6 protein-coding genes are annotated in these 13,104 nt (G+C 67.1%); all 6 read left to right on the plus strand.

Annotated features, from left to right (window positions below; genetic code table 11):
- Positions 1–41: 41 nt before the first annotated feature.
- The 6 genes from ahcY to addA all read left to right on the plus strand — a co-directional run bounded on the left by ahcY (position 42) and on the right by addA (position 13,076).
- Complete coding sequence (gene ahcY / locus QAZ47_RS02775; RefSeq protein WP_278205463.1) at positions 42–1,442, plus strand: adenosylhomocysteinase; 1,401 nt, start codon at positions 42–44, stop codon at positions 1,440–1,442.
- Positions 1,443–1,631: 189 nt separating this feature from the next.
- On the plus strand, positions 1,632–4,199 hold the full coding sequence (locus QAZ47_RS02780; protein WP_278232424.1) for a PAS domain-containing sensor histidine kinase: 2,568 nt from the start codon (positions 1,632–1,634) through the stop codon (positions 4,197–4,199).
- Positions 4,200–4,205: 6 nt separating this feature from the next.
- Entirely contained in the window at positions 4,206–5,717 is a 1,512-nt protein-coding gene (gene tsaE / locus QAZ47_RS02785; protein WP_278232425.1) for a tRNA (adenosine(37)-N6)-threonylcarbamoyltransferase complex ATPase subunit type 1 TsaE, read from the plus strand.
- Positions 5,714–6,436, plus strand: coding sequence for a nucleotidyltransferase family protein (locus tag QAZ47_RS02790; RefSeq protein ID WP_278232426.1), 723 nt, complete (start codon positions 5,714–5,716; stop codon positions 6,434–6,436). The genes tsaE and QAZ47_RS02790 overlap by 4 nt, the downstream gene beginning before the upstream one ends.
- A complete protein-coding gene (addB, locus tag QAZ47_RS02795; RefSeq protein WP_278232427.1) occupies positions 6,433–9,567 on the plus strand; it encodes a double-strand break repair protein AddB in 3,135 nt (1,044 codons plus the stop codon). The genes QAZ47_RS02790 and addB overlap by 4 nt, the downstream gene beginning before the upstream one ends.
- Entirely contained in the window at positions 9,564–13,076 is a 3,513-nt protein-coding gene (gene addA / locus QAZ47_RS02800; RefSeq protein ID WP_278232428.1) for a double-strand break repair helicase AddA, read from the plus strand. The genes addB and addA overlap by 4 nt, the downstream gene beginning before the upstream one ends.
- The last annotated feature ends 28 nt before the right edge of the window (positions 13,077–13,104 follow it).

The following is a 13,104-nucleotide window of genomic DNA, read 5'->3' on the forward strand; positions in this document are numbered from 1 at the left end:
GCGCTGGCGCGCTTTTGAGACAATCACACCGGAGCACTGCCATGACGGGTAGCAAGGACTATGTGGTCGCCGATATCTCGCTTGCCGGCTGGGGCCGCAAGGAGATCGAGATCGCCGAAACCGAAATGCCGGGCCTGATGGCCTGCCGCGCGGAATTCGGCGACAAGAAGCCGCTCAAGGGCGCGCGCATCACCGGCTCACTGCACATGACGATCCAGACGGCGGTGCTGATCGAGACGCTGAAGGCGCTGGGCGCCGATATCCGCTGGGCTTCCTGCAACATCTTCTCGACCCAGGATCATGCCGCCGCGGCCATCGCCGAGGCCGGCGTTCCAGTGTTCGCCATCAAGGGCGAGTCGCTCGAGGATTATTGGAACTACACCGACCGGATCTTCCAGTGGGCCGACGGCGGCACCTCCAACATGATCCTCGACGACGGCGGCGACGCCACCATGTACATCCTGCTCGGCGCCCGCGCCGAGGCCGGCGAGGACGTGCTGTCCAATCCCGGCAGCGAAGAGGAAGAGATCCTGTTCGCCCAGATCAAGAAGCGCATGAAGGCTTCGCCAGGCTTCTTCACCAAACAGAAGGAAGCTATCCGCGGCGTCACCGAGGAGACCACCACCGGCGTCAACCGGCTCTATCAGTTGCAGAAGAAGGGCCTGCTGCCCTTCCCGGCGATCAATGTCAACGACTCCGTCACCAAGTCGAAGTTCGACAACAAATACGGCTGCAAGGAATCGCTGGTCGACGGCATCCGCCGCGGCACCGACACCATGATGGCCGGCAAGGTCGCCGTGGTCTGCGGCTATGGCGACGTCGGCAAGGGCTCGTCGGCTTCGCTGCGCGGCGCTGGCGCCCGCGTCAAGGTGACCGAGGTCGACCCGATCTGCGCGCTGCAGGCGGCGATGGACGGCTATGAGGTCGTCACGCTGGAAGACGCGGCCCCCACCGCCGACATCGTCATCACCACCACCGGCAACAAGGACGTCGTCACGCTCGACCACATGCGGGCGATGAAGGACATGGTGATCGTCGGCAACATCGGCCACTTCGACAACGAGATCCAGGTGGCGTCGCTGCGCAACCTGAAATGGACCAACGTCAAGCCGCAGGTGGACATGATCACCTTCCCGGACGGCAAGCGGATGATCCTTCTGTCCGAAGGCCGGCTGCTCAACCTCGGCAACGCCACCGGTCATCCGAGCTTCGTCATGTCGGCCTCGTTCACCAACCAGGTGCTGGCGCAGATCGAGCTCTTCACCAAGCACGGCCAGTACCAGAACCAGGTCTATGTGCTGCCCAAGCACCTCGACGAGAAGGTGGCGCGGCTGCATCTCGACAAGCTCGGCGCGCGCCTGACGGAGCTGTCTTCCGAGCAGGCGGCCTATATCGGCGTGACGCCGCAGGGTCCGTACAAGCCGGAACACTACCGCTATTAACCAAAGCGAAAATATCTACAATATATTGAAGCCGGGTGTTGACATTCCGCCCGGCTTCACTTTTTGCGCCTATGATTCTTCACGCCGATTCCGGCAGGCGCTATTGTTGTGATTCGCGGTCCGGGGACATGAAGGGCCGGGGACGCATTCAGGGCGGTCCTGCATTCAAGCGGCGAAGAGGACCAAGACATGCCGGGGGATAACCCGCTACGCGCGGGAACGGCCGTTTCCGGCGGCCACGAGGATTCGATCACGACCGGCTCCGCCGCGACGGGCGGCGGTTTCCCATGGCGTGCGGGCGCGCGCCTGGGCGCGTTTCTTGCCGCCGCCACGCTTGCCAGCCCATTGCTCGGCCTTGCGGCGCGTGCCGATACCGTCATGGCGCAAAAGGCAGCTCCGCCGCTCAGCACGGTCGAAGTGATGCAGCTGGCGATGTTCGCCGGTGTCATGGGGGCGGCACTTGTCTCGGCCATCTTCCTGATCCGCGAGCGGGCGCGGACGGCATCGCAAAATGTCCAGCTCAGGGCGCGCATCGCCGACGTGAATGCGGCCCTGCAGCGCTCGGAGGCCCTGCTCAATTTGCGCGACCAGCGCGTCGTCGTGTGGTCCTCCGAGAGCAAAAAGCCGGAGCTGATCGGCAGCCTGCCGCTGGAAAGCGGCGCGCCGGACGAGAGGTCCGCCTTCCTCGCCTTCGGCCGCTGGCTGATGCCGCGTTCGGCCGCAGCGCTCGAGAACGCCATAGCTGGGCTCCGCGACAAGGCGAAGGCCTTCGACCTCGTCATCGAAACGCAGGCGGGCATGCCGCTGGAAGTGCATGGCCGCAAGAGCGCCGCGCATGTGCTGGTCCGCTTCATCTCGCTGTCGGAAACGCTGCGCAGCCAGGCGCGGCTGACGATCGAAAACCAACGGCTCAGCGCCGACTACGACACCATGCTCGGCCTGCTCGACGCGCTGAAGATGCCGACATGGCTGCGCTCGGCCGACGGGCGGCTGACTTGGGTCAACCGTGCCTATGCCGAGGCGGTGGAAGCGGAAAGCGCGGGCGCCGCCGTGCGCGAAGCGAAGGAGTTCCTCGGCGGACAGGCGCGCGAGCAGATCGCCGAGCAGCACAAGTCGCGTCCTGTCTTCGAGCAGAATCTGTCGACGGTGATCGACGGCGATCGCCGGATGTTTTCGGTCACCGATTTCGCCAGCGTCGACGGCTCGGCGGGACTGGCCTGCGACATCAGCGCCATCGAGACGATCCGCGCCGAATACGAGCGGACGGTGCGCAGCCATGCCGACACGCTCGACCAGCTCAACACGGCTGTGGCGATCTTCGATACCGACGAGAAGCTGCGCTTCTTCAACCAGGCATTCCAGAAGCTGTGGGGTCTCGACAGCGGCTTCCTGCACAGCGCCCCGTCCAACGCGCTGCTGCTTGACCGGCTGCGCAGCGACGGCAAGCTCGCCGAGCAGCCGGAATGGCGGCGCTGGAAGGAGAATTTGCTCGGCGCCTATCGCGCCGTCGAATCGCAGGAGCATTGGTGGCACCTGCCGGACGGCAAGACGATCCGCGTGCTGGCCAATCCGCAGCCCAAGGGCGGCGTTACCTGGGTGTTCGAGAACCTGACCGAGAAGATCGATCTCGAAAGCCGCTACCAGACCGCCGTGCGCGTGCAGGGCGAGACGCTGGACAATCTGGCGGAAGGCGTGGCGGTGTTCGGACCGGACGGTCGGCTTCGCCTGTCCAACCCCGCCTTCGTCGCGCTGTGGGGATTGTCGCCGGACGCGATCAAGCCGAACGTGCACGTCTCGGCGATCCGCGACCTTTGCGACCAGCGCGCTTCCGACAGCCCGTGGGGCGGCTTCGTCGCCGCCATCACCGGCTTCGACGACGAGCGCCGCGACCGCCACGGCCAGACCGAACTCGTCAACGGCACGGTGTTGAGCTATGCCGTGATCCACCTGCCCAACGGACAAGTGATGATGACCTTCGTCGACGTCACCGACACCGTCAATGTCGAGCGGGCGCTGAAGGACAGAAACGAGGCGCTGGAGAAGTCCGACCAGTTGAAGAACGAGTTCGTGCAGCACGTCTCCTATGAACTGCGCTCGCCGCTGACCAACATCATCGGCTTCACCGAGCTTTTGTCGCTGCCCGCGACCGGGCCGCTGACGCCGAAGCAGCGCGAATATGTCGAGCATGTCGGCTCGTCGTCCTCGGTGCTGCTCACCATCGTCAACGACATACTGGACCTCGCCACGGTCGATGCCGGCATCATGCAGCTCGACATTTCCGAGATGAGCATCGACAGGACCATCGCGGCGGCCGCCGAGCTGGTCGCCGACCGGCTGGAGGAGCACCAGATCAAGCTCGAGGTCGACGCGGCGGCGGCGCCGAAGAGCTTCCATGGCGACGAGATCCGCGTCCGCCAGATCCTCTACAATCTCCTGAGCAATGCCGCGAACTACGCGCCGGAGGCGAGCACGATCACGCTCACCTGCCGTCGGCTGACGGAGGGGGTCGAGTTCTCCGTCCACGACGACGGACCCGGCATGCCGCCGGACGTGCTGGAATCGGTCTTCCGCCGCTTCGAGCCGCGCGCCAATGGCGGCCGCCGGCGCGGCGCCGGGTTGGGGCTCTCGATCGTCAAGAGCTTCGTCGAGTTGCATGGCGGAACGGTGCGCATCGAGACCGGCATTGACAAGGGCACGACGGTCATCTGCACCTTCCCAGACACGCCCTTGGGCGGCATCCGCGAAGCGGCCGAGTAACGCGCTTTGGCAAAGACGATATTGGAACGTTTTCTCGCCGACGAGGCGGCGACGGCAAGGCTTGGCGAAGACCTTGCCATGGCGCTGCGGGCAGGCGACGCGATCGCGCTCAAAGGTGATCTCGGCGCCGGCAAGTCGACGCTGGCGCGAGCCCTGATCCGGGCGCTCGCCGACGATGCCAGCCTCGAAGTGCCGAGCCCGACCTTCACGCTGGTGCAAAGCTACGAGACGCGGATACCGGTCCATCATTTCGACCTCTACCGCCTCTCCTCGCCGGACGAGCTCGACGAACTTGGCCTCGACGACGCGCTTTCGCAAGGCGCGGCGCTGATCGAATGGCCGGAGCGGGCCGGAGACCAGCTGCCGGCGAAGGCGCTCGAGGTCGAGCTTGCCGAACAGGGCGCCGGCCGGTCGGCAAGGATCTCCGGGCAGGGACCCAGCTTCGAGCGCGTGGCGCGCTCGCTCGCCATGCGCGACTTTCTGACCTCGGCCGGATGGGGCGAGGCGAGCCGTCGTCATTTCGTCGGCGATGCGTCCGCCCGTTCCTACGAGATCGTCTCGCTTCCGGGCCAGACGCCGCGCGTGCTGATGAACTCGCCGCGCCTCGTGCTCGGTCCACCGGTGCGCGACGGCAAGCCCTATGCGGTGATCGCCCACACGGCACAATCGGTCACCGCCTTCGTCGCCATCGACCGCGCGCTGCTTGCCGCCGGCGTTAGCGTGCCGGCGATCCATGCCCAGGATCTCGACCAGGGTTTCCTGCTGCTCGAACATCTCGGCTCGGAAGGTTTCTTGGGCAGCGACGGCCAGCCGATCGCCGAACGCTACGAAGCGGCGGCGCAACTGCTCGCCATGATGCACGGCAAGTCCTGGCCGAGCCGCATGGAGGCCGCGCCGGGCGTGTTCCACGACGTGCCGCCCTTCGATCGCGAGGCCATGCTGATCGAGGCAGACCTTCTGGTCGACTGGTATGTGCCGATGGTCACCGGCAAACCGGCAAGCGATCAATTGCGAGCCGGCTACCACAAGGAATGGAATGCGGCGCTCGATCGCCTCGCAGGCAGCGAGCACACATTGATGCTGCGCGACTTTCATTCGCCCAACATCATCTGGCGTGAAGAGCGTTCGGGCCTCGATCGGCTCGGTATCATCGATGTCCAGGACGCGCTGATCGGCCCGGCGGCCTATGACGTCGCCTCTTTAGCCATGGACGCGCGCGTCACCGTCTCACCGGCAATCGAGCGGCGGGCGGTCGCGGCCTATGTCGCGGCGCGGCGCGCGGCAGGTCCATTCGACGAAGCAGGCTTCGCGGAGGCCTATGCGATCATGGCGGCGCAGCGCAATTCGAAGATCCTCGGCATTTTCGTGCGGCTCGAAAAGCGCGACGGCAAGCCTTACTATCTAAAACACCTGCCGCGCATCCGTGACTATCTGAGGCGGGCGCTGGCGCATCCGGCGCTTGCCAGCCTGAAGGAGTTTTACGTGGCCCACGGCCTGCTGGAGGAACGCTCGCCATGAAGCCGAAGACGGCGATGGTGCTTGCCGCGGGCCTCGGCAAGCGCATGCGGCCGATCACCGACACGATGCCGAAGCCGCTGGTGAAAATCGCCGGCAAGACCTTGCTCGACTGGGGGCTGGACAGCCTGGAAGCTGCCGGCGTGACCAGGGCCATCGTCAATGTCCACTATCTGCCTGAGCAGATCATCGCCCATGTCGCCGGCCGCCGGGCGCCGAAGATCGTCATTTCCGACGAGCGCGAAGCCTTGCTGGAATCGGCGGGCGGCATCGTCAAGGCGCTGCCGCTCTTGGGCAGCGAGCCCTTCTATATCATCAATGCCGACACCTTCTGGATCGACAGCGGCGAGCCCAGCCTCGATCGCCTTGCCCTTGCATGGGACGCCGCCAGAATGGATATTCTGCTGATGCTCACCGATCTCGACTCAGCGACAGGACACTGTGTCGGCACCGACTTCCTGGTGGCGCCGGATGGCGCGCTCCGGCGCTCGAAGGGCGATCCGGCCGGCCTGATCTATGCCGGCGCCGCAATCATTCATCCGCGCATCTTCAAGGACGCGCCGACGGGCTCGCACTCGCTCAACGTCTATTTCGACAAGGCGATCGCCGACGGCCGCCTGTTCGGGATGGCGATGCAAGGCCGCTGGATCACCGTCGGCACGCCGGATGCCATTCCAGCGGCCGAAGCGGCGGTTACCGGCGTCCTAGCGAAAGCGGTATGAGCGGCTCGCGCCGCGTCTTCTCCATCCCGCCCGGAGCGCCGTTCCTGCCGACGCTGGCGGAGGCGTTGCTCGATGGCCGCCTCATCCCCGGCTTCCGCTTCGACGGTGACCCGCTGGCGCTGGCCGACGCGACCATCTATGTGCCGACACGGCGCGCGGCGCGCGCGTTGCGCGGTGTCTTCGTCGAGGTGCTTTCCGAATTGGAACGGGGGCGTCGTTCGGCCATCCTGCCGACGGTGCGCCCGCTCGGCGAGTTCGACGAGGACGAGGCGGCCTTCGACGCCCAGGCGGCACCGGCAATAGACCTTGCGCCGCCCATCGCCGCGCAGGAGCGACTGCTGTTGCTGGCACCTTTGGTGCGCGCCTGGAAGGAAAGCCTGCCGGCGCATGTCAGGGCGCGCTTCAACGAGGAATTCGTCGTGCCCACCTCGGCCGCCGACGCCATCTGGCTGGCGCGCGACCTCGCGCGGCTGATGGACGAGATCGAGACCGAGGGAACGGATTGGGCCAAGCTCGCGACGCTGGTCACCGGCAATCTCGCCGGCTGGTGGCAGGTGACGCTCGATTTCCTCGGCATCGTCACCGACAACTGGCCCAAGCTGCTTGAGGAACGCAACCGCTCCAATCCGGCCGCGCACCGCAGCGCGCTGATCCGGCTGGAAGCGGCGCGGCTGAAGCGCAATCCGCCGGCCGGACCGGTGATCGCCGCCGGCTCGACCGGCTCCATTCCCGCCACCGCTGAATTGCTTGCCGTGATCGCCGGCCTGCCCAATGGCGCCGTCGTGCTGCCCGGGCTCGACAGCGAGCTGGACGACGCGTCCTTCGCCGCGATAACGGCGACCGGCGCGCGGCCGGCCACGCTCGGCCATCCGCAATACGGCCTGGCCAAGCTCATCGGCAGCATCGAGGTTGAGCGTCGCGACATCGAAGGGATTGGCGCGGTGGCGAGGCCGCTCGCGCTGCGCGCGGCCCTTGTCGGCGAGGCGCTGCGGCCGGCCGAGACCACGGAGCGCTGGACCGAGACGCGGCCGCGGTTCTCGATCAACGACATCGAGCAGGCGCTGGCCGGCGTGACGCTGGTGGAGGCGGCCAATGAGCGCGACGAGGCGGCGGCGATCGCCATTGCGCTGAAACGTGCGGTGGACGTCCCGGGCAAGCGCGCGGCGCTGGTCACCGGCGACCGCGCCCTGGCGCGGCGTGTCTCGGCCGAGCTGCTGCGCTTCGGCGTCGTCGCCGACGATTCCGGCGGCACGCCGCTGGCCAACACGCCGGCAGCCAGCCTGCTCAGGCTCGCGCTGAGCGCCGCGTTCCGGCCAGGCGATCCGGTGGGCCTGCTGTCGCTGCTCAAGCATCCGCTGCTTGGTCTCGGCCTCGAACGCCAGAGCGTGCGCAAGGCGGCCGAACTGATCGAGCTGGTTGCCTTGCGCGGCGGCGCCGGCCGGCCGGATATCGCTTCCCTCGGCGAGCTTTTCGAGACGCGGCTTTTGGACCTTAGCGGCGACAGGCGCCAACCATTCTGGTTCCCCCGTCTCAAAGTGCGCGGCATCGAGCAGGCACGGGATGTGCTTAGCCGCCTTACCGATGCGCTCTCCTTGCTCGTGGCGATGCGCGGCGAGAAGGACGCGGACATCGCGATGCTGACGCGGGCAAGCGTCGTGGCCCTGGAAGGTCTTGGCCGCGCGACCGACGGCAGCGTGACCGAGCTCTATGCCGGCGACGCCGGCGAGAAGCTCGCCGAGGCGCTGCGCGGGCTGGTCGCCGCGTCATCGCCCTTCACTTTCGCGGCAAACGAGTGGCCCGACGTGATGGAGGCGCTGATCGCGCCGGAGACGGTCAAGCCGGGGCAAGGCACCGACCGCAACATCGCCATCTGGGGCGCGCTGGAGGCCCGGCTGCAGAGCGTCGACACGCTCGTCATCGGCGGGCTCAACGAAGGCGTGTGGCCGCGCAAGCCGGAGAGCGACCGCTTCATGTCGCGGCTGATGAAGACCGGCATCGACCTCGAGCCGCCGGAGCGGCGCATCGGCCTTGCCGCGCATGACTTCCAGATGGCGATGGGCACTGAAACGGTGGTGCTGACGCGCTCGGCACGGTCCGGCGACGCGCCGGCGGTGCCGTCGCGCTGGCTGCAGCGCATCCTCACCTTCATCGGCAAGGACCATGCGACGGCACTTAGCCGGCGCGGCGATGCGCTGCTCGCCTGGGCGCGCGCGCTCGACGCCGGCGAAAGACAAGAGTTCGCGGCCCGTCCGCAGCCGAAGCCGCCGCTGCACCTCAGACCACAGCATTTCTCGGTCACCGAGATCGAGACGCTGCGCCGCGACCCTTATGCGGTCTATGCCCGGCGGATCCTCGGCCTGATGCCGCTCGACCCGGTGATCCGCGATCCGGGTGCCGCCGAACGCGGGACCCTATTCCACGCCATCCTGCATCTGTTCTCGCGGCGGGTCGAAGATCCAAGGGCGCCGGGCGCGCTGGCAGGCCTCATCGAGGCCGGGCGAGTTTGTTTTGCTGACGCAGCGCTGCCGCCCGATATCGAGGCGGTGTGGTGGCCGCGCTTCGAAAAGCTCGCCGAAAACATCGTCGAATGGGAGCATACCCGCGCCGACGCCGTCGCCAGGCGCCATGCCGAGGAACGCGCCGAGAAGACCATCGTCGGCCGCACCGGCGTCACGCTCTCCGGCTATGCCGACAGGGTCGACCTGCTCGCCGGCGGCATGGCCGACATCCTCGACTACAAGACGGGCTCCTCGCCCTCGAAGGCACAGGCGCACACACTTCTGTCGCCGCAGCTTGCGCTCGAAGGCGCGCTTCTGCGGCGCGGCGCCTTCAGGGAACTCGGCATTTGCGAGCCCTCCCAGCTCGCGTTCGTACGGCTGAAGCCGAATGGCGAGGTGTTCGAGGAATCGATCCTCGAATACAACCGCAAGCCGAAAACCGCCAACGAGCTCGCCGAGGAGGCCTGGGCGCGGCTGGAGCGGCTGCTCTTCCATTACGCGGATCCTGCGACCGGCTATCTGTCGCGCGCGCTCCCGTTCCGCGAGGGCGAGGCCGATGGCGACTACGACCATCTCGCCCGCGTGCTCGAATGGTCGGCCGGCGGCGCAAGCGAGGACGAGGCGGAAGGATGAGATATCCGATCCCCTCCGATACCGCCGCCAGCCAGGCGCGCGCCTCCGACCCGCAAAATTCGGCCTGGGTGTCGGCCAATGCCGGATCGGGCAAGACGCATGTGCTGGCGCAACGTGTCATCCGGCTTCTGCTCAACGGCACCGATCCGTCGAAGATCCTGTGCCTGACCTATACGCGCGCCGCCGCCGCCAACATGTCGAACCGCGTGTTCTCGACCCTGTCGGAATGGACGGCGCTGCCCGATGCCGAACTCGCGGTGAGGATCGCGGCGCTCGACGGGCGCGGCGCCGACCGCGACACCATGCGCCGCGCGCGCCGATTGTTCGCCGAGGCGCTTGAGACGCCGGGCGGGTTGAAGATCCAGACCATCCACGCCTTCTGCGAATCGGTGCTGCATCAGTTCCCGCTCGAGGCCAACATCCCCGCGCATTTCGAGATGCTCGATCCGCAGATGGAGGCCTCGCTGTTCGCGGATGCGCGCCGCGACATGATCTCAGGGGCGGGCGCCGGCGTCGAAGGCCTGGCGGAAGCCTTTGCTATGGTGCTGGAGCGCGGCGGCGAATTCGGGCTCGACACGCTGCTCGCCGAGATCGTCGGCAAGCGCGACGAGTTGCGCGGCTTCATCGCCAAGATCGGCAAGGACCGGGATTTCCGGCCGCTCTTTGTCGAATTCGGCTTCAGGCCGGGGCAGACTGGCGAGGACATCGCTGCTTCGGTATGGCCGCTGCCGGGCTTCGCGCCAGGCCAATTCGCCGAGTTCGCGCGCGCCGCGGAAGCCGCCGACGCGCGGCAGGTGCTGAACAACGTGCTGCCTTACGCGCAGAGCGCCTTTGCCGAGGCCGATCCGATCCGGCGGCTGCGGCTTCTCGCCAAGGCGTTCCTGCGCTCCGACGGCGACCCTTACGATCCGCCGAAGATCTTCAAGAAAGCGCTGGTCGACAGGCTGCCCGACCTGCCCGAGCGCTACCTCGCGGCGGCCAAGGCGATCCTCGACGTGTCGGACCGGCTGGCGCTCTTCCGCATGCTCGAAGGGACAGCGGCGGCGCTCACCGTCGCCGGCTGGCTGATCGCACGCTATGAGCAGTTGAAGCGCAGCCGCGGCTTCCTCGACTTCAACGATCTGATCACCCGCACGGTCAGTCTTTTGTCTCGGCCCGATGCCGGCCCCTGGGTGCAGTACAAGCTCGACCAAGGCATCGATCACATCCTGCTCGACGAGGCGCAGGACACGAGCCCCGACCAGTGGGAAGTGGTGAAGAAACTGACGGAGGAGTTCTTTGCCGGGCTCGGCCAGCGCGAGGCGGTGCGGCGCACGGTGTTTGCCGTCGGCGACGAGAAGCAGTCGATCTACTCCTTCCAAGGTGCTGCACCCGATTCCTTTGCCGAGAGCCGGCATTTGTTTGCCGGGCGCGTGCGCGACGCCGAAGCCTCCTTCGCCGACTTGAAACTCACCTGGTCGTTCCGCTCCAGCGACGATGTGCTTGCCGCCGTCGACCGCGTCTTCGCCGAGCCGGGCGTGCGGCGCGGCATCAGCCACGATCCCGATCCGCTCAGCCACAAGGCGATCCGCACCGACGCGCCGGGCTATGTCGAGCTGTGGCCCTCGATCGGCGCCGAGATGGTCGAGGAGCCGGACGACTGGACCTTGCCGGTCAACCACGCCAGCGCGCCGGCCGTGCGCGTGGCCGAGCATGTGGCCGCGACCATCCAGACCTGGCTGCGCAACGGCGAAATCATCGAGGGCAAGGGCCGGAAGCTGACGGCCGGCGACATCCTCGTCCTGGTGCGCAAGCGCGACCGCTTCGTGCATGCGCTGTCGCGAAGCCTCAAGAACCGGCAGATCCCGGTCGCCGGCGCAGATCGGCTCAGCCTGCCCGGCCATATCGCCGTGCAGGATCTGATCGCGCTCGGCCATTTCTTGATCCAGCCGGAAGACGATCTGTCCTTGGCCGCCGTGCTGCGCAGCCCGATCTTCGAGATTTCCGAGGAGGCTTTGCTGGCGCTAGCCGGCGAGCGGCCAAAGGGCCAGTCGCTGATCGCCTCGTTGAGGCAGCATGCGGCGGGCGACGAGGCCTTGGCCGCTGTCGTCAGCCGGCTCGATGCCTGGGCGAACGAGGTGGCCTTCAAGCCGGTCTTCGAATTCTACGCCGCCACGCTGGCGCGCGACGGTCTGCGGCGCAAGATGACGGCACGGCTCGGGCCGGAAGCCGGCGACATCCTCGACGAATTCCTGAGCTTCTGCCTGGCCGAGGAGCGCACCGGCCTGCCGGGGCTGGAATCTTTCCTCTCGACGCTCGAAAACAGTGGTCCCGAGATCAAGCGCGAGATGGACCAGACGCGCGACGAGGTGCGTGTCATGACCGTGCATGCCGCGAAGGGCCTGGAAGCGCCGGTGGTCTTCCTGGTCGATGGCGGCTCGGCGCCGTTCAGCGATCAACATCTGCCGCGATTGATGGCCTTCGAAAGCTCGGGCGCCGAGTGGAAGGGCAAGGGCTATCTCTGGCGCTCGGCCAGCGACGTCGCCAATGGCGTTTCGCGGGCGGCCTCGGCGCGGGCGCGCGAGCTGGCCGATGACGAATACCGGCGGCTGCTCTATGTCGGCATGACGCGCGCCGAGGACCGGCTGATCGTCTGCGGCTATCACGGCAAGCGGGCGCCGAGCACCGGGACCTGGCATTCGATCGTCAGCCGGGCGCTGCTCGGAGCCCCTGAAAGCGTGGAGCGCCGGCACCCGGCGGCGGCCGAGGTGGCGGTGCATCGCTTCCACATGACCAAGCTGCCGCCGGTGACTCTCACCGGAACGGATGAGGCAGCACCTTTCGAGCACGCCGCGCCTTTGCCGGATGGCCTGTTCCGCCCGTTGCCGCCTTATGAGGACTTGCCGCGGCCATTGTCGCCTTCCGGCGCTTCGGCGCTGATCGACGAGACGACCGAAGCTCTGCCCGACACGCGCTCGCCGGTGCTCGACACCGAATCCGAGCCGGGTTTTGCGGTGGTGCGCGGACTGGCCCTGCACAAATTGCTGCAGATGCTGCCCGGCATCGCCGAGGATGAAAGGCGAGACGCGGCAGAGCGCTATCTGGCGCGCGCCGGCGCCAAATGGCCTGCGGGCGAGCGGGACAAGGCGCTGGACGCGGTGCTCTCGATCTTGTCCGACGGCCGCTTCGGGGCGCTGTTCTCGCCATCCTCGCGCGCCGAAGTCGCCGTCATGGGCAGCCTGGAGGTGAAGGGCAGATTGCGCTCCATCTCCGGCAAGATCGACAGGCTGGCCGTTACCCAAGAAGAGGTATCGATCGTCGACTACAAGACCAACCGGCCGGCGCCGGCCAGCCTGGCAGAAGTGCCACCGGCCTATCTGCTGCAGCTTGCGCTCTACCGCGCGCTGCTTAAGCCGCTCTATCCGGGCCGCGAGGTGACGGCCGCACTGCTCTTCACCGAAGCGCCGCGCCTGATCGAGCTGCCTGCAACGGCCATGGACGATGCCCTTGCCCGACTCACGGGAGCGTGACACAAGAACTGCTTGAACATCACCGCTA

This window comes from Mesorhizobium sp. WSM4904 (assembly GCF_029674545.1).
In the GTDB taxonomy this organism is placed as follows: domain Bacteria; phylum Pseudomonadota; class Alphaproteobacteria; order Rhizobiales; family Rhizobiaceae; genus Mesorhizobium.